Source organism: Phytomonospora endophytica (assembly GCF_014202425.1).
GTDB lineage: Bacteria > Actinomycetota > Actinomycetes > Mycobacteriales > Micromonosporaceae > Phytomonospora > Phytomonospora endophytica.
This window is the reverse complement of sequence record NZ_JACHGT010000008.1, coordinates 334,471-353,372: the sequence shown is the minus strand read 5'-3', so window position 1 is coordinate 353,372 and position 18,902 is coordinate 334,471. Positions and strand designations below refer to the sequence as shown.

The window sequence follows — 18,902 nt, the reverse complement described above, 5'->3', positions numbered from 1 at the left end:
GCCGAAGACGCCTCCGAGACGTCAAGATCGGTGCATTATGGCGTCGACGCGGTACCGTTGATGCACATGAGGGTCGACAACTACGACTTCCGGGACCTGGCCAACCGCTTCGAGGACGAGTACGAGCGGGCGCTCGCCGCGATCGGCACCTTCAACGTCGCCGTGTTCGGCGACACCGGCGCCGGCAAGAGCACCCTCATCAACGCCGTGTTCGGCCGGCAGCTCGCCGCGACCGACATCGGCGACTCGATCACGCAGCACATCACCTACCACGGTGGAGCGCCCGAACCGCTGGGCATCTACGACAACCGGGGCTTCGGCCTCGACGACGCCAGCGACGTCGACAGCATCATCGCCGAACTGCGGCGGATCGTCGCCGAGAACAAGGCGCGCCCGATTTCCGAGCGCATCCACGTCGTCTGGTTCGTGACCAACAGCTACAGTCGCCGCTTCCTGGAGAGCCACGCGCGTTTCGTGCGGGCGCTGGCCGACCTGGGCCTGCCGGTGATGATGGTGCTCACGCAGGTGCCGACGACCAGGGACGGCGAGTACCACAAGGACGCCGTCGCGCTGGCCGAGCACATCAAGAAGCTCCGGCTGCCTTCCACGCCTCGCGGGAAGGTGTACATGGTCAACTCGATCGGTGATCCCGATCTCGGCCAGCCCGCGCACGGCCTGCGCGAGCTGCTGGAGGGCACCTTTCCGGTGGTGCCTGCTGCCGTACACGAAGCCCTTATCGCCGCGCAGCGCGTCGATCTCGACCTGAAGCGCAAGAAGGCGCGGCAGATCGTGCTCGGCTCGGCCGCCGCGGCCGGTGGGAGCGGCGCGGTCCCCGTACCGATCGTGTCGGACGCGGGCGTGCTCGCGATCGTCATGACGATGATCGCGAAGGTCAGCGCCGCCTACGGCATCACGCTCGGGAAGCGCCGGACGATGCGCGTGGCGGCCGTGGCCTTCTCCGGTGGCGCGACGATCGCCTCCGGGCGGATCGTGGCGAAGCTCGTCGCGACGATGGTCGCGAAGTCGGCGGGCAAGGCCGTGCCGTACGTGAACTTCGCGGTGGCGGCGGTCAGCGCGGGCACGGCGGCGGCGCTGACGTCGGCCTCGGGCTTCGCGTGGATGAAGGTGTGCGAGCGGATGCTCGTCGAGCCCGACCTCAAGGAAGAGGACGCGAGCCGCATCTTCGCCGAGGAGTTCACGACGCGGTCGAAGGAGTCCGCGCCGAAGAAGTAGGGGCCCGGTCAAGGTCGGGTCAAGGTTCCGGCGACCGGACGTGGTTAACGTGGGCCTCGCCTTGACGGTGGCGCGCCCGACCGGGCCGCCGTCCGCGGCCCCCGATGGGACGCGAGGAACGGGCGGGGCCGCACGGCCCCGCCCGTTTCGGGATGTGGGACGGGAAAGGGCGGGACTGCGCGGTCCCGCCCTGTCGCCCTACAGCTTGTCCGCGAAGGCCGCGATGTCGGCCGCGTGCGCCGCCGGCTGCTCCATCGCGACGAAGTGACCGCTGAAGGCGTTGTCGGTCGGCCAGTGCACGATGTCGTTGTCGCGCTCGGCCCGCCGCCGGACGAAGGCCGAGCCGCCGCCGTACACGCCGGTCGGAGCGTCGCGCTGCCCGCTCGGCCACGCCATCGCCCGCCCCTCGCGGACGTAGTCGAAGACCCACGACGTCGACGCCGTGCCGCCGGTGAACCAGTAGAGCGCGACGTTGACGAGCAGCAGGTCGCGGTCGATGACCTGCTCGGGCGTCTCGGCCGAGATGGTGAACTCCTTGAACTTGTGGATCATCCAGGCCAGCAGGCCGGTCGGCGAGTCGTGCCAGGCGGCGGCGAAGGTCGACGGGGCCTTGCCGAGGATCGCGTGGTGGTTGAGTCCCGCGCTCATCCACACCTGCATCTGCTCCCACTCGGCGAGCTCGTCGGGCTCCATGTCCGGAACGTCGTCGGCGGTCGGGAAGCCGATGCCGCCGTCGAGGTGGACGCCGATGACGCGGCCGGGCGCGGCCTCGGCGAGCGCGGGCGCGACGTAGGCGCCGAAGTCGCCACCCTGGGCGAGGTAGCGGTCGTAGCCGAGGCGGTCCATGAGTTCGGCCCACATGCCGGCGACGCGGGCGGCGTCGAAACCGGCCTCCTTGGGGGCTTGGGAGAAACCGAAACCGGGTAGGGAGGGGACGACGACGTGGAAACGCGGTGTCAGGTGCGCGATCTCGTCGGCGAACTCGACGAAGGAGTTGGGCCAGCCGTGGGTGAGGATCAGGGCGGTCGCCTCGGGGTTGTCGGAGCGGACGTGCAGGAAGTGCACGTCGTGGCCGTCGATCTCGGTGAGGAACTGCGGGAAGGCGTTGAGCCGGGCCTCCATCGCGCGCCAGTCAAGCGCGCGCCAGGCGGCGGCGAGCTCCTTGAGGTAGGCGAGCGGGACGCCGTGGCTCCAGCCGTCGGCGCCGGGGATCTCCGACGGCCAGCGCGTGGCGTCGAGGCGGGCGTGCAGGTCGTCGAGGTCCGCCTGCGGGATCTCCATGCTGAAAGGCTTCATGAGAGACACGGTATGGACTATGTAGGCCAGTAATTGTCCTAGTTAGTAGTGCTTGCATGTGGCAGCCATCACGAAACGATTACAAGTGCATGTCAGACCCCTAGGGGAACCCTGATATTTCTCCAAGGCGCGCGTTTCGCTTGCAACTGCTAGCGCTTCGCCCTACCGTGGAGTCATGGCCGGACGCGATATCGGAGAGTTCATCCGCGAGATGCGGAACAACGCCAAGGTGTCCCTGCGGCAACTCGCCGACCAGGCCGGTGTCAGTAACCCGTATCTGAGCCAGATTGAGCGTGGCTTGCGTAAACCAAGTGCCGAAGTGCTCCAGCAGATCGCCAACGCGTTGAAGGTCTCGACGCCGTTGATGTACCTGCGAGCCGGGCTTCTCAACGACAAGGACGGGCCGGGGACGATGGCGGCGATCGCCGGCGACCCCGATCTGACGACCCGCCAGAAGCAGACCCTGACCGAGATCTACGAGGCCTTCCGGCGGGAAAACGCCCGCTCGCGAGGCGAAGACCTCGATGATGGAGGCGACGCCCCGGTCGTCGTCTTCGACGCCGAGGTGGCGGAGGCCGCCGAGGTCGCCGAAGCCGCCGAAGAGGCGGACACCGTCACCGAGGCACCGAAAGCAAGGGCGCGCCAGCGACGCCGCTCCACCACCGAAGAAACGTCCGAGGAGGACTAGTCATGCCGTCGTCGACCGACCCGAACAGCACCCGCAAGTTCCCCAAGCCGATCTACGCGGCGGCGGGCGCCGGTGAGCTGGCCATGGAGCAGCTGCGCAAGCTGCCCGGGCAGTTCAGCGAGCTGCGCGACCGCGCGAAGCTCAACGAGCGGCTCCAGGGTGTGCGCGAGGACCTGCGCGAGGCCGGCCGCAAGGTCCGCGACCTCGACACCGACAAGCTCCGCGAGACCGCGTTCACCACGGCCGCCAAGGCCCAGGAGCGCGCCAAGGAGACCTACGACGAGCTCGTGACGCGCGGCGAGCGCGTCGCCAAGGGCGAGCGCAGCCCGATCCGCGTGATCGCGACGGTCGTCAAGCCCGAGCACGCCCAGGCGTCCACGACGGCGCCGACCGCGCCCGCGTCGAAGCCCGCGCCGGCCGCCAAGCCGGCCACGGCACCGAAGCCCGCCGCGTCGGCGAAGCCGACCGTGCGCCGCGCACGCGGCAAGAAGGGCGAGGCGCCCTCGGTCTAAGGACCGGGTAGCCGTCGCAGCTGACGAAGAAGGGCGGGGCCTGCGGGCCCCGCCCTTCGGCGTGGGGCGCGCGTGACGCGACCGGGGTGAGGGCGGTCGCCGTGGTCGCAGGCTACGCCTCACGTCTCGCACACCACCCCGTCCCCGTCGCGGTCCTGGTACCAGTCGTACTCGGGGTCCTGCCCCCGCACGTACGGCCCGTACCCCGCCGCGTTCGCCGCCTTGCAGGTGTCGAAGCGCGGGTCCGTCCCCGGGTCGTCGGGCGGGTCGTCGCCGCCACCGTCGTCTCCGTCGTCGTCGCGCGGCGGTTCGCACACGACGCCGTCGCCGTCGGCGTCCCGGTACCAGTAATACTCGGGGTCCACGCCTTCCTCGTACGGACCGTAGCCTGCGGCGATGGCGTCCTTGCACGTCCCGTACTTCGGGTCGGTGTCGGGCGGCGGCGGGGGCTTCTTCTTCGACGGCGTCGGCGAGGGCGACGGCGTCTTGGACGGGGTCGCCGACGGCGAGGCCGTCCGCGATGGCGTGGCCGTCGGCGTCGCCTGCGCGCCGACCGGCGTGGCGTCGCCGCCACCGTCACCGTCGTCGTCGCCGCCGATCGCGTTCACCGCGAAGCCGCACACGCACAACAGCAGCACGGCGGCCACGCCGAGCACGATGAGGCCGCCGACCTTGGCCTGCTTCGGAGTGAGCTGGCCGGCGGTGGGCTTCCCGCCGGGCTGGGGCACTGGGGGTTCCATTGCCCCACCTCAGCTCGCCGTTCATCTCCCGGCAAGAAGCCGCAGGGCAGTGTCGGCGGCACGAACGTGCAGGCGGGAGGGTGAAACCCATACCCTTCCCCCATGGACGCCCCCACCGCCGACCGCTACCTCGCCCGCATCGGCGCGGCCCGCGAAGAACCGTCGCCCGACGCCCTCCGCGCCCTCCAGCGCGCGCACCTGCACACCGTCCCCTTCGAGAACCTCTCCGTCCACCTCCCCGAACCCGTCGACCTCGCCGAGCCCGCCCTCGTCGACAAGGTCCTCACCCGTCGCCGCGGCGGTTTCTGCTACGAACTCAACGGCCTCTTCGCCGCCCTCCTCCGCCACCTCGGCTACCGCGTCACCCTCCTCCAGGCCCGCACCTCCCCGCACGGCATCCCCTTCGACCACCTGACCCTGCGCGTCGACCTCGACGAACCCCTGCTCGTCGACGTCGGCTTCGGCACCTTCGCCCACCACCCCCTGCGCATCGACTCCCGCGAACCGCAGCACGACCCCGACGGCGTCTACACCGTCTCCGAAGCCGAGCACGGCGACATCGCCGTCCACAAGGCCGGGGAACTGGAGTTCATCGCCGACCGGCGCCCGCGCGAGCTCGCCGAGTTCGTCCCGACGTGCTGGTGGCACACGACCTCCCCGAAGTCGCACTTCACCAAGAACCCGGTGTGCTCGATGCCCGTCGACGGCGGCCGCGTCACCCTCAAGGGCCGCACGCTCATCCGGACCGTCGGCGGCGAACGCACCGAGGAGACCCTGTCCGACGACGAGGCCCTCGCCGCCTTCCGCGACATCTTCGGCGTGGAATTGTCGCGAATGCCGGAGAAGTCCGGCAGGCACTGAATTATCCGCCTAGATTTCCGATCATGGACATCCTCATCGTCGGTGCCGGGAACATGGCCCGCGGCATCGCCACTCGCTTCCTCGCCGGGGGCCATCCCGTGCACATCGCCGACCGCGACCCGCAGAAGGCCCGCAGACTCGCCGCCGACCTCAACGCCGACGCCACCGGCGAGTCCCTCGACGACGGGCCCGGCGACGCGCGCGTCGTCATCCTCGCCGTCCCCTACCCCGCCAACAAGGAGATCGCCGCCGCCTGGCGCGACGGCCTGCGCGGCAAACTCGTCGTCGACATCTCCAACCCCGTCGACTTCGCGACCTTCGACGACCTCGCCACGCCGGTGGGCATGTCGGCGGCCGAGGAGGTCGCGGCGGCCGCGCCTGAAGCCCGCGTCGTCAAGGCCTTCAACACGACCTTCGCCGGGAACCTCGCCGGCGGCGCCCCGATGGACGTCTTCATCGCCGGCGACGACGAGGACGCGCGCGAGGAGATCGCCCGACTCGCCTCCGACAGCGGGTTGCGTCCCGTCTCCGTCGGCGGCCTCAAGCACGCGCGCGAGCTGGAGGGCTTCCAGCTGCTGCACATGAAGGCGCAGGAGCAGATCGACGGGCGCTTCAGCACCGCCATCGGCTTCGCGACGGTGTGACACCGGCCGGGGGCGGTCCGTCGCCTAACCTCGACGCATGCTCTTCGAGGAAATGTGGCGTGAACTCGCCCCCGTCGGCCGCTTCGACGCCACCGGGGGCTACCGCCGGTACAGCTACACGCCCGCCGAACTGGAGTGCCGCGCGTGGTTCACCGCGCAGGCCACGTCGCGCGGGCTGACCGTCGAGGCCGACGCCAACGGCAACCTGTGGGCCTGGTGGGGCGACCCGGACGAGGGGAACGCCGTCGTCACCGGCTCCCACCTCGACTCCGTTCCCGACGGCGGCGCCTTCGACGGACCGCTCGGTGTCGTCAGCGCCTTCGCCGCGGTGGATCTGTTGCGCGCCAGTGGTTTCACGCCCGCCAAACCGATCGGCGTGGCCGCCTTCGTCGAGGAGGAGGGCGCCCGCTTCGGCATCGCCTGCCTCGGATCGCGACTGCTGACCGGCGCGATCGACCCGGCCAAGGCCCGCGCCCTCACCGACGAGCACGGCGTGTCCCTCGCCGACGCCATGGCCGGTGCGGGCCTCGACCCGGCCGCGATCGGCCGTGACCAAAGGCTTCTCGACCGTGTCGGCGTCTACGTCGAGCTGCACATCGAGCAGGGCCGCGCGCAGATCGACCTGGACGCGCCCGTCGCGGTCGGCTCGGCGATCTGGCCGCACGGCCGCTGGCGCTTCGACTTCGAGGGCGAGGCCAACCACGCCGGCACCACCCGCATCGAGGACCGCGTCGACCCGATGCTCACCTACGCCAACACCGTCCTCGCCGCCCGCAAGAAGGCCCGCGTCGCCGGGGCGCTGGCCACCGTCGGCAAAGTCCACTGTGAACCCAACGGGACCAACGCCATCCCCTCGCGGGTCCGGGCCTGGATCGACGCCCGAGCGTCCACAGAGGACACTCTCGGCGCGGTCCTCGCCGACCTGGAGAAGGCCACCCACGAACGCGCCGACCGCGACGGCACCAGGGTGACCGTCACCCGCGAGTCCTACAGCGCCGAGGTCGCCTTCGACGCCGCCCTCCGCGACAACCTGGGGGCACTCCTCGGCGACGTACCGGTTCTCGCGACGGGTGCGGGCCACGACGCGGGCGTGCTCGCGTCCAGTCTGCCGACCGCGATGCTGTTCGTCCGCAACCCGACCGGCGTCTCCCACGCCCCGGGCGAGTTCGCCGAGATGACCGACTGCCTCGTCGGCGCCGAGGCCCTCGCCACGGTCCTGCGGAAGCTCGCGGCATGACCGCCTACTTCGCCGAGCGCGCCTGGCTCGGGGCCGCCGACGGCTTCGCCGACAACGTCCTCATCACCACCGACGGCGAGCGAATCACCGACGTGGCGGGGGATGCCGCGCCCGGCGACGCCCACCGCCTGCCGGGGCTCGTCGTCCCCGGTCTCGTCAACGCCCACTCCCACGCCTTCCACCGCGCCCTCCGGGGTGCCACGGCCGCCGGACTCGGGGACTTCTGGACCTGGCGCGAGCAGATGTACGCCGTCGCCGGAAACCTCACCCCCGACACGTATCTGGCCCTCGCCCGCGCCACCTACGCCGAGATGGCGCTGACCGGGATCACCACCGTCGCGGAGTTCCACTACCTGCACCACGACCGCGACGGCAAGCCCTACGCCGACCCCAACGCCATGGGCCACGCGCTCACCCAGGCCGCCGCCGAGGCCGGGATTCGCCTGGTACTGCTCGATACCTGCTACCTACAGGCCGATGTGGACGGTAAGGCGCTCTCGGGACCCCAGCTCCGCTTCACCGACGGCGACGCCGACCGCTGGGCCGAACGCGTGTCCGATGTGGACACCCCACACCCCGGCGCCGCGATCCACTCCGTGCGCGGCTGCCCACCCGAGGCCATGCGCGTCGTCGCCAACTGGGCCAAGACGAACGGCAGGCCCCTCCACCTGCACCTGTCCGAGCAGGTCAAGGAGAACAAGGCCTGCCAGGCCGTGCACGGCATGTCGCCGACCGAACTGTGCGCCGACACCGGCGTCCTCGGCGACAACACCACCGCCGTCCATGCCACCCACCTGTCCACAAGGGACATATCGCTGCTCGGCTCGACCCGCACCGGCGCCTGCTTCTGCCCCACCACCGAACGCGACCTCGCCGACGGCATCGGCCCGGCCGCGCGACTGGTCGCCGCCGGCGCCCGGCTCTCCCTGGGCAGCGACAGCCACGCCGTCATCGACCTCTTCGAAGAGGCCAGGGCCGTCGAGCTCAACGAGCGCCTCGCGACGAACAAACGCGGCGGCCACCAGGCCGCCGACCTCCTCGCCGCCGCCACCGAAGGCGGCGCCCACGCCGCCGGACTCACCGGTACCCACGGCATCCGCCCGGGCGCGCTCGCCGACCTCGTCGCCGTCCGCACCGACACCGTGCGCATGGCCGGCGCCGCCGAAGCCGACCCCGTCGGCGCCGTCGTGTTCGCCGCCACCGGCGCTGATGTCGCCGAGGTCGTCGCAGGTGGTCGGCTGATCGTCAAGGACGGAAGGCACGTGTCCCTTGACGTGCCGCGAGAGCTGAAGGAGTCGATCGCGGCGGCACGCGGGAAGGGCTGACCGTCACCAGTCCCCGTCGTACGGCCCCGGTTCACCCCGCCGCGCAGCCTCGGCGCGCCGCTCCCGCTCACGGGTGTACGCGGGCACCGCCAGCCCGAAGCACTCGTCGCGCAGGAGCATCGTCTCGTGGCGGGCACGACGGAGCAGGTCGGCGGCAGCACCCGCCGTTTCGGCGACGAACTCGGCCTCACCGAGTCGGCGAAGCGTCCCCCGCTCGATCCGACATGACCACCGCGCCATGCCCTCCGCCCGGAAACGAACCCGCTCATCGGGACCGGTGCCGACGACGGGGAGCGTGAGGACGCGCTGGAGGTAGCGCCGTTCGGCTTCACCGCGGGCATCGACGGGATCCCGGCGACGGGACAGGCCCTCGGCCTCGATGAGCCGCGCGGCCGCTTTGTCGCGCGCGACGAAGAGGAGCGTCGCCGTCCGCGCGAGCTGGTGGGCGAGGTCGGCTTCGGTGTAGCGGTCGTAGGCGCCGGGACGGAGTTCGAGGGAGGAGAGGCGGCGCCCACGGAGCCGCGCCCGGATGTTCGCGTCGGGGGAGGTGGCGGTGATGGCGACGGAGCTGAGGCGGGTGGCGAGGACGGACATGCGATGGCCTCCCTACTCGATGACCGCACAGCACGAGACGCTGATGGTCACCGTGCTCGCGGCCTCGTCGGCCCCAGCGGGCCATTCCGCGAAGTCGAATGTGGACCTGATGGCGGACGCCCCGGCCGCCGCGACGCCGGTCGACCCGGTCGCCATCCCGCCGAGCAGCACCCCTTCCGCGTCCCTGAACAGGATCAGGAGTTCCACCGTCTGCGCGGGAACGCCGACCCCGCGCGTGGAGAACGAAACGCGCGCGATGTAGCTGTCACTGCCGTGCTCCAGTCCTCCTTCGATGAGTTCGACTCCCGCGTCCATGTCGTTCCGGGCCAGCGTCTCCATAGGGACCCATCGGGTCTCGGTTACGGAAGGGCTGATCGTCGCGGGAGCGGCGTCCGCCTTGACGCGCGCGCCGGTGTACATGGTCTGCCCGGGCAGGATCGTGTGGAGGACCCCGTTCACGTTCGTCTCCTCGCCGCCGCTGAGGCGGACCACCACGAGAAGGTCCGATGCGCTGGTGTTCTTGACGCCCACGGCCCAGATGTAGGCGTCCTTCAACGCGGTGACCGCCGACTCCACGATCTCGGCTCGGCCGCCGTCGCCGGCGGTGTCCGTGACCGGCGCCGAGTTCGAGACCGTAGGGGAGGGTGGATCGTCGGGTTGGGATGCCGAGGTGCATCCGGCCAGCAGGCCGACACCGATGATCACGGCGGCCAAGGCGGCGGTGCCGTACCGGGTCATCGTCGTCTCCTCAGGTCTTCGGGCGGAAGTGGTCCTTGGGCGGGATCCCGCCCGAGGTGAGGTCCACGACGCTGTCGTCCGGTTCGCACGGCAGGAGTGTGGACTCCGACTTTCGCAGGTCGGCTTCCACTGCCTCCTGGGTCGCCGTCATCGCGGTGGCGATGGCCTGCTCGGCGGCGTTCATCTCATCGGTCAGGATGTCCAGCGCGGACAGGAGGGACGCCATCACCTCGCCGGTCGTGTCCCCTGTGACCGTGGTGGCGGCGTCGACGCCGGTCGAGGCGGCCGAGATCCCGGTGCTGATGAGGCCGAGTGCCAGCGCGGAACCGCCGGACTCGAAGGCGGTGACGACCCCTACGACGACCGCGAGGATCCCGAGTGCGATCTTCGCGTCGTTCGGCGAGGTCTCGGCCAGTGAATCCAGGACCTTCGTGGTCTCGACGGCGAGATGGTAGGCGTTCAATCGAGCCTGTCGCAGTACGACGTCGTAGGCCCACATGCCCGCTTGTAGTTCGGCGAGCAGCCGCTGCTGCTCGGCGATGGCGGTACCGGCCAGGGGACCGACGAAGTCGATGCTGAAGGCGTCCTTCGCCTTCCCCGACCAACCGGTGATCTCCGACTGGACACTGAGCAACGAGCTCATGCTGTTCGCGCGCAGTGCGTTGAGGGCGGCCTCGATGTCGTCGGCCGCCGCTTCGACCTCGGCGATCGGCCGTTCGCGGAAGTAGCGGAACCGCTCTTCGACCCACGGCCACTCGGCGGCGAAGTCGGCGGGGTTGATGCTGCTCAGGTTGTCGAGGTCCTCGGGATCGCGATGCGGGGCCCGCTCGCACCATCGGGCGCGGCCGAGGGCGTCAATGAGGTCGGCGATGGCGTCGGTGAACGCGCAGTCGTCGATGAGTTCGATCGCCCGTGCGGCCGCGGTGCCTCTGGTGAGGTCGTAGCCCGCGTCGACGACGGTCGACGAGGTGGTCGTATCGGTCTCTCTCACGTCGGGATCACCGGAACCTCCGGCACCTGAAACGTCCCGTTCCCACCCGCCCGAATCTCGGCCTTGTCGTCGACGTACTGCTCCAGATCAGCCCGGCTGTAGTAATCCGTCGTCGCATAGGCGTCGGCGATCTTCGTCAGCGCGCTCCCCGCCCGCACGCATCGCTCGGCGGTCGCTCCGAGAACGCGTCCCTGCACCGTCTCGCGCAACAGATTCCACGGACCCGACAACGGACTCGGCCCCTGCGACGTCTGGAACAGTGACGCGCCTTCGCCCGCATCGTTCAAGGAGATCGCCGCCAATGCGAACTGTCTGCCGACCTCCGGCATCAGCACCGCACCCGTGCGCCACAGCCCCATCAGATCGTCCACATGAAACTCGTCGGCCACGGCTTCCCCCCGTTCGGCACCTGTCACGCGATGGCGCCACGGTATCGAACCTGCGCAACCCAGCGCCACCACGGGATCACGCACCTTCCCGCAGGGGACCCCTCCCCCTGGACGCCGACCGGTCGCGGCCGCATGCTGGAGCGGGATCGGGCACCACAGTGGAGATGCCGACATTCGGCGCGGTGCCCGACGCGGGGTACGCGGAGGCGCGCGCCGGCTCGGGGACCGGCCGCGCGCTTCCGCCCAGCCGCCCCATCCCACAGCCCAGGGGAGCCCGATGAACACCCGTCGCAGGGCGGCTGCGGCCGCCATCGTCGTCGTACTGCTCAGCGGCGGCGTCGCCGCGCTCGCGAACCCGCCGACGGGGCATGCCGCCGACGTCTCCGCCGACCGCGAGGGCGGCATGGCGCTCGATGCCCTGGGACGTATAGAGACCATCCTCGCTGTCGCGGGCGGCAAGTTGCTCCCCGGCGAGCGGCGCGTGCGGGCGAGGCGACCGCTTCCCGGCCGCATCGTCCCGCCGGTTCACCCGACCATCCCCGCGAGCCGGTCCAACGACCTCCGCCCGGCGCGCTGAACCCCGACCGGGACGAGCGCCGCGCGGCCGGGCACGCGAACGCCTCCGGTCACCGCCACGCGCGTCCCCCCACCGGGTTCCGGCGCGGCCGCGACCGCAACCAGCAGGAACCTGCTCTGCGCCCAGAACCAGCCGGGGCGGTGCACGGCGTGCAGCCTCGCGCGGAAGCCGAAACGGCTGCGCGCCAGCAGTTCCAGTCGCTCACCATCCACTTTCGACAAGCGCACGCCGCGCATGTCGGGTTCGAAGTCGCCGAAGGCGCCCTCGAAGTCCGACACCCGTGACCAGACCGCGTCGAAGGCGGCCGGGAGCACCCGTTCCGACACCACCGCGCCGGAGACGCCGGAGGCCAGCACGCGCAGTCGGCGGACGTTGTCGAGTTCCGCATCGGGCCAGTTCATGACGTCCACGCCTTCCGGAAGCTGTCGCGGGCTCGGTGCAGCCGCGACTTGACGGTGCCTTTCGGTACGGCGAGCAGCGCCGCGGCGGCCTGCTCGTCGAGGCCCTCGACGTCGCGGAGGACGAGGATGGCGCGGTGTTCGGGCGACAGCCGGGCGAGGACGTCGCGGATGTCGGTGGCGAGTTCGGGGTCGTCGCGGGCGGGTAGTTCGGTGAGCAGGGGATTCGCGCGCTGGTCGCGGCGGGCGACGCGCACGGCTTCGCGCACGGCGATGGCCCGGACCCAGCCGTGGAGGGCGGCGGGTTCCGACAGCGTCCGCAGTTTGCGGAACACCACGATCAGCGTCTCCTGCGCGGCGTCGGGACCGCCGGAGAGCGCGATGGCGCCGCAGATCCGGCCGACGTAGGGGCCCAGCGCGTCGAGCAGCGCGCCCATGGCGAGGGTGTCCCCGCCCTGGGCGCGCCGCACGAGTGGCACGTCGGCGTCGGTCATGCCAGGAAGGTTCGCATGAGACCGGTGACCTCGCCGGGGCAGTCCAGCGTGATCGCGTGCCCGCAACCGGGGAGGACGTGCGTCTCGTCGTTCGGCATCAGCGCGGCGAAGCGCGCGGCCTGTTCGACGGGGAGGACGGAATCGGCGTCGCCCCACAGGATCAGGGCCGGCTGGGCGGTCGCCGGAAGCCGGGGCTCGGTGCGCCCCCAGTCGAGTCCGCGTTCGAGGAGGTAGACCGAGCGCCGGTTCTCCTCGACGACCAGGGGTGCCCACATCGCCTCGGCGACCGCCGGGGTGGCCCTCTCCTTGTGCTCGAACAGATCCGGGACGGAGGCGACGAGCGCTTCGCGGGTGTAGCCGAGGTTCACGGTCAGCTCACCGACGAGGGGGTACTTGAGCATCTCCCAGGAGAAGCTGTCACGCTCGTCAAGTCCCGAGGAGGACAGCAGCACCAGCCGCGAAACCCGTTCGGGATTGTTCTGGGCGTACGACAGGGCCCAGCCGCCGCTCCACGAATGGCCTGCCAGCGCGGTGGTCCGGAGTCCGACGGCGTCGAGGAAGGCCCCGATGGCGGTGTCCATCGCGGGCAGGTCGTAGGCGAAGTCCGCGTCGCGCAGTTCGGTGTAGCCCTGGCCGGGGAGGTCGACGACGTAGACGGTGTGGTCCGCCGACAGGGCTTCGAGCTGCGGCTGCCACGCGAAGGCCCAGGCGGTGCCGCCGGGAAGCAGCACGACCGGCGGTCCGGACCCTTCCCGCAGGTAGTGGAAGCGCGCCAGATCCGTTTCGGCGTAATGGGAGTCGAGGCCGCTCGGCGCGGGCGGGCCGAAGGACGGCCGGTACCCATGGGCCGTCACGGCCAGCAGCAGCGTGAGGACCGCCGGGACCGCGATCACCGTGCGGGCCAGGGCCTTGCCCGTCATCCCGTCGGTGGCGACACGGTAGGCGTCGTAGGACAGGGCCGCGCACAACGGCAGGTAGACGAAGAGGTTGAGCCAGTAGAAGACGGTGCCGGTGTCGGCGCCGAAACCCAGTGCCCAGGCGGCCCGCAGCGGAATCTGCGCGGCGGCGGCCGCCGCGACGCCGAGGGTCACCAGGTGCGTGAGCCCGCCGACGAAGCCCGCGCGGCCGCGCGTGTGTCTGATATGGACGGATGTTGCGGCAAGTGCCAGGACCACCGCGAGCGGTACGAGTATCCGGGTGGTGAACGGGACCTCGAAGCCCATGACGGCGAGGGAAAGCGCCCGGTCGTCGGCGGCCGGCCACGTCGCACCGGTCGCCCAGTAGACGTGGAAGGCGCTGTCGGCGGCGAGAACGCCGGTGACGACGCGGGCGCAGGCCCTGGTGAAACGGTCGGTGCTCATGCGCGGACCTCTTCTGCGTGACGGTGGCTGTCAGTGCAGAAGAGGTCCGCTCTTCGCGAAAGGTTCCCCGGGTGGGCGGGGACACATTCGCGTCAGTGACCGAGAACGTTGTCCAGCAGTTCCCGGTAGTTGCGCACGGCCAGGCGAAGCCGTTCGGTGTCGGTCGTGCCGTTGCCGCTGTCCCAGCCGTCGAGTTCGCGTTTGCGGTCGTCGAGGGCCGTCCGGAGCCGGCCGAGCGACTCTTCGACGAGCGCGCCCGCGTCGTTGGCGGCGGTGCGCGGGTCGTCGACGAAGCGCATCTGCAGCGCCTGCCAGCGTTCGCGCAGGTCGTCGCGCGATCCCTTCGGCAGCAACGAGTTCTGCTCACCGGGGTCGGTGACCTCGGCGCGCCCGAAGGCCCGGGCGGGTGCCGCGTTCTCCTGGTGGGCCGGATCGGCCGTGACCGGACCGTCATGCCGCGACGAGGCCGGGGCCTTCAGATCCGAGTCCGCCTTGGTGGGGGCGGGGGTCTTCAGTTCCGCCTCCGCCCGGCCGGCGGCGGGGGTCGTCAGGTCCGAGTCCTTCGTGGGCGTGGGGCCCTTGTCCGCTTCGGTCTTCACCGGAGCGGGACTCTTGTCAGCCTCGGTCTTCGCCGGCACGGGGCTCTTGGTGGCCTCGGTCTTCACCGGAGCGGAGCTCTTGTGCGGTTCGGTCTTCGAGGGGGTGGTGGACGTGGAATCCGCGTCCGCCTTGCCGCTGGAGGGGATGTGTTCGGTGGCGGCGGGACGGTCGGCGTGATCGGGTGCGCCGGTGGACGCCTTGTCCCCGTCGGGCAGGTCCGCGTCGGCGGGCCGGTCGGTGGGAACCGGGGTGCGGGAGTAGACCTCGGGTTCACGCGGAGACATTGCGGATCCGCCGGCCTCGTTCGAGGCGGTGGCCGGTTTCGTCTTCGCCGAGTCCGAGAAACTCGGTGTCATGGAAGCGGTCTCCGCCGGCGTCTTCTTCGCCGTGTCGGCCGCCTTCTTGTCCTCAGTGGACGGTCTGCCCACGGCGTCGGTCTTCTTGGCCGACGCGGGCTGCTTCTTCTGCTGTTCACGGGTGGGTTCGTCGTTGTGCAGGTTCTCGGTGGCGTCGTTACGCATGGCTGGGCCTCCTCGAACCGTCGCCGTCGATGTGGTGCGCGCCGCCGAGCAGATCGGCGATCATCGCGCGGTACTGGACCATCGCGTTGCGGAGCTGCTCGGTGCTGACCTCGGCGCCGTCGCCGTTGATCTGCTCCGAGAGCTCGTGAGCCTCGCGGTAGGCGGGCAGCGGTTTGGCGTGGTCGACGGACAACTGCGCCATCTGCTCTTCGCGATCATCGGTCGGGTAACCGATCTCGGCGATGAGGCCGCTGGTCAGCGTGTCGGCTTCCCGGACGGCTTCGCCCGGTTCGTCGACGAAGTGGATCTGCAGCGCGCGCCACCGTCCTATGTAGCGTTCGCGCTCCTCGGTGGTCAGCTGGTGCAGGTCGAGCTCGGCGTGGCGGCGCATACGGTCGCGCAGCTCGCGTTCGGCCTCGGCGCGACCGCTGTCGTCGACGAGGCGGTCGTACTCGGGCCCGAAGCGCCTGCGCAGCGAACGGCCGCGGAACAGGTACCAGGCCGTCGCCGCGAGCGCGACCACGATGACGAAAACGATCATCAGGATCAACGTGGATGACATGGGGTCCTCCTTCAGATGTAGGAGTGCCCCGTCGGGAAGGTCGTTAATCCTTCGGGCGGCCCGGCGGGTCCGGGCCGCCCGACGGAACTAGTGGGTTCCCTTGCGCACGCGGTACTCCACGACGACCGGGAGGTGGTCCGACGCCGACGCGGCCTCGGTCACGACCCGCGCCTCGACGGGCTTGACGTCCGGTGTGGCGAGGACGAAGTCGATGCGGGCGTGCGGGTTCGCCGCGTCGTAGGTGTAGCCGGGGCCCTCGCCGACGGCGGCCCAGGAGTCGGCGAACACGTCGGTGAGGGTCTGGATCTCGGGCTGTTCGGCGGTGGCGTTGAGATCGCCGACGAGCATGGTCCGGCGCTCGCCGAGTAGTGCGACGATCGCGTCGGCCTGCGCCTGCCGCTCGGCGGCGCTGGTGTGCTGGAGATGGGTGTTGGCGAAGGTGAGCCGCGCGCCCCTGGCCTCCACGGTCGCCTGGAGCAGGCCGCGCTGCTCACCGGCCGGCAGCTTCGGCAGGAGCGTGTTGCTCCACCGCAGGATCGGGCCGCGCGACAGGATCGCGGTCCCGTACTGACGACGCGGCTGCCCTTCGGCGGGCGGGTCGAGGTCGAGGTTGGCACCGTAGACCGCGCGCATCCCCAGCAGACGGGACAGGATCGCCGCCTGGTCGGCCCAGGCGCTGCGCTCGCCCCAGTGGTTGTCGACCTCCTGAAGTCCGACGAGGTCGACGTCGAGGTCCTCGATGAAGGCGGCGACGCGTTCGAGGTCGACGAGGCCGTCGCCGCCCGCGCCGTGGTGGATGTTGAAGGTGGCGACGCGGATCGTCGCGTACGGCGAGGCCGCGGCCGGCGCGGCGAACGCGAACGCGCCGACGGCGAGGCCGAGCCCGCCGCCGATGAGCGTGCGGCGGCTGATCGTGTTGCTCATGACTGACTCCAGGGGTGTGGGTGCCCTGTGAGGTTCGGTGTCGATCACGAACATCCGGGCACGGGGGCGTGACGTCCATGGGGCGCCGGGGCGAAGGCCGAGGGTAGTGGAACCGCGGATCCCTTGGTGCGTTGAAGATCGACGATCTTTTTCGGTACCGACCGTGGTGGCGATGTCACGCGGCCGAACGGCCATGTCGTGTTCATCCGGCGGTGGGCAACCGGTGCTTTGGCTTCGGGCGTCTTGCACACATGTTCCGGTTCAATGACGGCTCCCGGCGTGCCGGGATGCTCGTGGCGGCGCTCGCCTCGGCATGGGCCGTGCCGACGCTGCTTCACCTCGCCCACGCCGATTTCCTGTCCCCGCTGCTGTTGTGGCTGGCGGTGGCGAGCGTGCTGCGGACGGGCGGGACCATGCTCGACCGGCTCGTGCCCGCCCTCGGCCTGCTCGTGTCCGGCGTGCTCATCGCCGGTCTCGTCACGACCTTCTGGCCGTGGGGTCTGGAGCCGGTGCCAATCGCCGGATCCGGTCTGTCCCTTGTGGTCGTCGTCGCCGGGGTGACGGGCCGTCGGCCACAGCTTCCCCGGCGCCTGTTGGGCAGCGACCTGCTGCTGGTGGCGGGCGGTGCGGGTGCCGCGGCGGTCGCGGTTCTGCCGCGGCTCGGCACACGGGGACTCGACTGGGCCGCCTACGGTTTCGTCAACGGCGACCGGGTGCGGCACGTCAACCTCTTCGACACGATCCTGCGCATCGGCGGCTATCCGGCGCTGAACCCCGGTGAGGCCTCGACGGCACTGGAACCGGCGATGCTGCGCCAGTACCCGGCGGGCGCGCACTTCCTCTACGCCACCGTCGACTCCTTCGTCACCGGCGGCGATCCGGGCACCGCCCTGGCGGGCGCGAACCACTACTTCTGGTACGCCTCGGCGGCTTTCGGCCTCTTCACCTTCACCGTCGCCTGGGCCGCGCGACGGGTCGCCGGCCCGCAGATCGCCGGGTGGCGGCGGGCCGCGCTGGTCGCCGGGATCTGCGGTTTCCTCGGCACGGGCTTCTACACGACGATGCTCTGGGAGGGCTTCGACTCCCAGATCCTCGGCATGGCCCTGCTCGCGCTGCTCATCGCGGTCCTCGCCCGGCCGCCCCGGCGCGCACCGGAACAGTTCCTGCTCGTCGGCGCGCTGACCGTCGCGATCACCTACACCTACACGCTCTTCGCCGCACCGGCGGCGATCGCGATCGTCGCGGCCGCCGTCCTCTCCTGGCCGCGGGTGCGCCGCCACCCGTGGTGGGCGATCACGATGGCGGCGGGATTCGGCGCGGTGGCCGCGATCCAGCCCCTGATCTGGTACCTGCGCGAGTTCAAAGGCGCAGAGCACCTCAACACCGACGGCTTCATCATGCCCTTGCCGACCTCCGTTCTCGTCGGACTCACCGTCGTCGCGGCCCTGGGTGTGGCCGCACCGGTCCGGCGGCGCAGTCCCCGGCTGCGGACGCTCGCCGTCCTGGGCCTGGGCGGATGGGGCCTGACGGTCGTGCTGTTCGCCTACAACATGGCCACCGTCGGCCACCAGTCCTACTACTTCCGCAAACTCCCGCAGGTCCTCGGGATCATCCTGCTCGTCACGGCCGGGACCGCGCTCGCACGGCTGCCGCGTTTCCGGCCGCGTGCGGGATGGCGTTCGCGCGCGGCCTGCGCGGTCGCGGCCGGTGTCGCCCTCATCCTCAGCGGCGCGGTCCCCTACGGCACGGTGAAGTTCGATCCGGCCGGGCACCTCATCGCCGCCGACACCACCTGGGGCCAGGTCTGGGCGACGGGCCGGATCGGCGCGCCCGTCGGCGATCTGCTCACCGCTCTGGCCGAGCGCGGCATGCTCGCCGACGGTGTCCACACCGTCGTCTTCTACTCGCCGGACGGCCCGCAGAACAAGCACGCGAGCCTGATCCTGGGCGCTCTCAACCGGGATCTCGGGGTCACCGCACCCCAGGCCTACGCGACGAAGGGCGAGGACCTCGTCGGCCACGACGGGCCGCTTCCGGCCTCGCACAAGGGACTCGTCGCCTTCCTCGCCTGCCTCGACCGGCTCACCATCCCGTTGCGCGTCGTCGTCGGCGACGAGCGCTTGGCCGAGGCCTTGAACGCCTACGCCACAACACATCCGGCGGTGTCGGTGGTGCGGATCCCCGGTCTGCCCGGCCCTTCCGGGCCGGGCGGGTGAG

At 70.9% G+C, this 18,902-nt stretch carries 21 protein-coding genes; 9 read left to right on the top strand and 12 right to left on the bottom strand.

Translation table 11 applies throughout. From position 1 onward, the window contains the following. The first annotated feature begins 66 nt into the window (after window positions 1–66). Window positions 67–1,233 (top strand): GTPase family protein, encoded by a 1,167-nt coding sequence (locus tag HNR73_RS20410; protein ID WP_184789127.1) that lies wholly within the window; start codon window positions 67–69, stop codon window positions 1,231–1,233. 198 nt (window positions 1,234–1,431) lie between these two features. Here the strand turns inward: HNR73_RS20410 and HNR73_RS20405 are convergent, their stop codons facing one another. Next, complete coding sequence (locus tag HNR73_RS20405) at window positions 1,432–2,529, bottom strand: epoxide hydrolase family protein (RefSeq protein WP_184789126.1); 1,098 nt, start codon at window positions 2,527–2,529, stop codon at window positions 1,432–1,434. Window positions 2,530–2,704: 175 nt separating this feature from the next. Between HNR73_RS20405 and HNR73_RS20400 the strand changes: the two genes are divergently transcribed. Next, window positions 2,705–3,217 (top strand): helix-turn-helix domain-containing protein, encoded by a 513-nt coding sequence (locus tag HNR73_RS20400; protein WP_184789125.1) that lies wholly within the window; start codon window positions 2,705–2,707, stop codon window positions 3,215–3,217. Between the two features lie 2 nt (window positions 3,218–3,219). Further along, window positions 3,220–3,729 (top strand): hypothetical protein, encoded by a 510-nt coding sequence (locus HNR73_RS20395; protein ID WP_184789124.1) that lies wholly within the window; start codon window positions 3,220–3,222, stop codon window positions 3,727–3,729. A 119-nt stretch (window positions 3,730–3,848) separates the two neighbouring features. Here HNR73_RS20395 and HNR73_RS20390 read toward each other — a convergent pair whose 3' ends face one another. Further along, window positions 3,849–4,469: an excalibur calcium-binding domain-containing protein gene (locus HNR73_RS20390; protein WP_184789123.1), complete on the bottom strand. Its 621-nt coding sequence runs from the start codon at window positions 4,467–4,469 to the stop codon at window positions 3,849–3,851. Between the two features lie 102 nt (window positions 4,470–4,571). Between HNR73_RS20390 and HNR73_RS20385 the strand changes: the two genes are divergently transcribed. From HNR73_RS20385 to HNR73_RS20370, 4 genes are read left to right on the top strand one after another with little or no spacing between them, the layout of a single operon-like run. After that, the gene (locus HNR73_RS20385) at window positions 4,572–5,330 is read left to right on the top strand and encodes an arylamine N-acetyltransferase family protein (protein ID WP_184789122.1); all 759 of its coding nucleotides are present in this window, start codon (window positions 4,572–4,574) and stop codon (window positions 5,328–5,330) included. A 23-nt stretch (window positions 5,331–5,353) separates the two neighbouring features. Continuing rightward, complete coding sequence (locus HNR73_RS20380; protein ID WP_184789121.1) at window positions 5,354–5,974, top strand: NADPH-dependent F420 reductase; 621 nt, start codon at window positions 5,354–5,356, stop codon at window positions 5,972–5,974. A 37-nt stretch (window positions 5,975–6,011) separates the two neighbouring features. Further along, a complete protein-coding gene (locus HNR73_RS20375) occupies window positions 6,012–7,211 on the top strand; it encodes an allantoate amidohydrolase (RefSeq protein ID WP_239122144.1) in 1,200 nt (399 codons plus the stop codon). Then, window positions 7,208–8,536 (top strand): formimidoylglutamate deiminase, encoded by a 1,329-nt coding sequence (locus tag HNR73_RS20370; protein ID WP_184789120.1) that lies wholly within the window; start codon window positions 7,208–7,210, stop codon window positions 8,534–8,536. Before HNR73_RS20375 ends, HNR73_RS20370 begins: the two co-directional genes overlap by 4 nt. A gap of 3 nt (window positions 8,537–8,539) precedes the next feature. Here HNR73_RS20370 and HNR73_RS20365 read toward each other — a convergent pair whose 3' ends face one another. The 4 genes from HNR73_RS20365 to HNR73_RS20350 are packed head-to-tail and all read right to left on the bottom strand — an operon-like array spanning window position 8,540 to window position 11,248. Further along, window positions 8,540–9,130: a hypothetical protein gene (locus HNR73_RS20365; protein WP_184789119.1), complete on the bottom strand. Its 591-nt coding sequence runs from the start codon at window positions 9,128–9,130 to the stop codon at window positions 8,540–8,542. A 12-nt stretch (window positions 9,131–9,142) separates the two neighbouring features. Next, on the bottom strand, window positions 9,143–9,868 hold the full coding sequence (locus HNR73_RS20360) for a hypothetical protein (protein ID WP_184789118.1): 726 nt from the start codon (window positions 9,866–9,868) through the stop codon (window positions 9,143–9,145). A 10-nt stretch (window positions 9,869–9,878) separates the two neighbouring features. Continuing rightward, window positions 9,879–10,859, bottom strand: coding sequence for a hypothetical protein (locus HNR73_RS20355; RefSeq protein WP_184789117.1), 981 nt, complete (start codon window positions 10,857–10,859; stop codon window positions 9,879–9,881). Beyond that, the gene (locus tag HNR73_RS20350) at window positions 10,856–11,248 is read right to left on the bottom strand and encodes a hypothetical protein (protein WP_184789116.1); all 393 of its coding nucleotides are present in this window, start codon (window positions 11,246–11,248) and stop codon (window positions 10,856–10,858) included. Before HNR73_RS20350 ends, HNR73_RS20355 begins: the two co-directional genes overlap by 4 nt. 277 nt (window positions 11,249–11,525) lie before the next feature. On the opposite strand from HNR73_RS20350, the gene HNR73_RS20345 reads away from it, so the two are divergent. Further along, window positions 11,526–11,825: a hypothetical protein gene (locus HNR73_RS20345; protein WP_184789115.1), complete on the top strand. Its 300-nt coding sequence runs from the start codon at window positions 11,526–11,528 to the stop codon at window positions 11,823–11,825. Here the strand turns inward: HNR73_RS20345 and HNR73_RS20340 are convergent. The 6 genes from HNR73_RS20340 to HNR73_RS20315 all read right to left on the bottom strand — a co-directional run bounded on the left by HNR73_RS20340 (window position 11,774) and on the right by HNR73_RS20315 (window position 16,685). Continuing rightward, window positions 11,774–12,226: a hypothetical protein gene (locus HNR73_RS20340; RefSeq protein WP_184789114.1), complete on the bottom strand. Its 453-nt coding sequence runs from the start codon at window positions 12,224–12,226 to the stop codon at window positions 11,774–11,776. The two genes, HNR73_RS20345 and HNR73_RS20340, sit on opposite strands and share 52 nt — an antisense overlap. After that, on the bottom strand, window positions 12,223–12,717 hold the full coding sequence (locus HNR73_RS20335; protein ID WP_184789113.1) for an RNA polymerase sigma factor: 495 nt from the start codon (window positions 12,715–12,717) through the stop codon (window positions 12,223–12,225). The genes HNR73_RS20340 and HNR73_RS20335 overlap by 4 nt, the downstream gene beginning before the upstream one ends. Further along, window positions 12,714–14,078 (bottom strand): alpha/beta fold hydrolase, encoded by a 1,365-nt coding sequence (locus tag HNR73_RS20330; protein ID WP_184789112.1) that lies wholly within the window; start codon window positions 14,076–14,078, stop codon window positions 12,714–12,716. The genes HNR73_RS20335 and HNR73_RS20330 overlap by 4 nt, the downstream gene beginning before the upstream one ends. A 92-nt stretch (window positions 14,079–14,170) precedes the next feature. Further along, window positions 14,171–15,199 (bottom strand): hypothetical protein, encoded by a 1,029-nt coding sequence (locus HNR73_RS20325; RefSeq protein ID WP_184789111.1) that lies wholly within the window; start codon window positions 15,197–15,199, stop codon window positions 14,171–14,173. After that, window positions 15,192–15,761: a hypothetical protein gene (locus HNR73_RS20320; protein ID WP_184789110.1), complete on the bottom strand. Its 570-nt coding sequence runs from the start codon at window positions 15,759–15,761 to the stop codon at window positions 15,192–15,194. The genes HNR73_RS20325 and HNR73_RS20320 overlap by 8 nt, the downstream gene beginning before the upstream one ends. 87 nt (window positions 15,762–15,848) lie before the next feature. Then, window positions 15,849–16,685 (bottom strand): endonuclease/exonuclease/phosphatase family protein, encoded by an 837-nt coding sequence (locus HNR73_RS20315; RefSeq protein WP_184789109.1) that lies wholly within the window; start codon window positions 16,683–16,685, stop codon window positions 15,849–15,851. A gap of 251 nt (window positions 16,686–16,936) precedes the next feature. Here HNR73_RS20315 and HNR73_RS20310 point away from each other — a divergent pair, with 251 nt between their 5' ends. Continuing rightward, the gene (locus HNR73_RS20310) at window positions 16,937–18,901 is read left to right on the top strand and encodes a hypothetical protein (protein ID WP_184789108.1); all 1,965 of its coding nucleotides are present in this window, start codon (window positions 16,937–16,939) and stop codon (window positions 18,899–18,901) included. Window position 18,902: the final 1 nt, after the last annotated feature.

Excerpts from the sequence above, each read along its gene's own strand:
- HNR73_RS20410 (WP_184789127.1), top strand. The coding sequence starts at position 67 with ATGAGGGTCGACAACTACGACTTCCGGGACCTGGCCAACCGCTTCGAG.
- HNR73_RS20405 (WP_184789126.1), bottom strand. The coding sequence starts at position 2,529 with ATGAAGCCTTTCAGCATGGAGATCCCGCAGGCGGACCTCGACGACCTG.
- HNR73_RS20400 (WP_184789125.1), top strand. The coding sequence starts at position 2,705 with ATGGCCGGACGCGATATCGGAGAGTTCATCCGCGAGATGCGGAACAAC.
- HNR73_RS20395 (WP_184789124.1), top strand. The coding sequence starts at position 3,220 with ATGCCGTCGTCGACCGACCCGAACAGCACCCGCAAGTTCCCCAAGCCG.
- HNR73_RS20390 (WP_184789123.1), bottom strand. The coding sequence starts at position 4,469 with ATGGAACCCCCAGTGCCCCAGCCCGGCGGGAAGCCCACCGCCGGCCAG.
- HNR73_RS20385 (WP_184789122.1), top strand. The coding sequence starts at position 4,572 with ATGGACGCCCCCACCGCCGACCGCTACCTCGCCCGCATCGGCGCGGCC.
- HNR73_RS20380 (WP_184789121.1), top strand. The coding sequence starts at position 5,354 with ATGGACATCCTCATCGTCGGTGCCGGGAACATGGCCCGCGGCATCGCC.
- HNR73_RS20375 (WP_239122144.1), top strand. The coding sequence starts at position 6,012 with ATGCTCTTCGAGGAAATGTGGCGTGAACTCGCCCCCGTCGGCCGCTTC.
- HNR73_RS20370 (WP_184789120.1), top strand. The coding sequence starts at position 7,208 with ATGACCGCCTACTTCGCCGAGCGCGCCTGGCTCGGGGCCGCCGACGGC.
- HNR73_RS20365 (WP_184789119.1), bottom strand. The coding sequence starts at position 9,130 with ATGTCCGTCCTCGCCACCCGCCTCAGCTCCGTCGCCATCACCGCCACC.
- HNR73_RS20360 (WP_184789118.1), bottom strand. The coding sequence starts at position 9,868 with ATGACCCGGTACGGCACCGCCGCCTTGGCCGCCGTGATCATCGGTGTC.
- HNR73_RS20345 (WP_184789115.1), top strand. The coding sequence starts at position 11,526 with ATGAACACCCGTCGCAGGGCGGCTGCGGCCGCCATCGTCGTCGTACTG.
- HNR73_RS20340 (WP_184789114.1), bottom strand. The coding sequence starts at position 12,226 with ATGAACTGGCCCGATGCGGAACTCGACAACGTCCGCCGACTGCGCGTG.
- HNR73_RS20335 (WP_184789113.1), bottom strand. The coding sequence starts at position 12,717 with ATGACCGACGCCGACGTGCCACTCGTGCGGCGCGCCCAGGGCGGGGAC.
- HNR73_RS20330 (WP_184789112.1), bottom strand. The coding sequence starts at position 14,078 with ATGAGCACCGACCGTTTCACCAGGGCCTGCGCCCGCGTCGTCACCGGC.
- HNR73_RS20325 (WP_184789111.1), bottom strand. The coding sequence starts at position 15,199 with ATGCGTAACGACGCCACCGAGAACCTGCACAACGACGAACCCACCCGT.
- HNR73_RS20320 (WP_184789110.1), bottom strand. The coding sequence starts at position 15,761 with ATGTCATCCACGTTGATCCTGATGATCGTTTTCGTCATCGTGGTCGCG.
- HNR73_RS20315 (WP_184789109.1), bottom strand. The coding sequence starts at position 16,685 with ATGAGCAACACGATCAGCCGCCGCACGCTCATCGGCGGCGGGCTCGGC.
- HNR73_RS20310 (WP_184789108.1), top strand. The coding sequence starts at position 16,937 with ATGTTCCGGTTCAATGACGGCTCCCGGCGTGCCGGGATGCTCGTGGCG.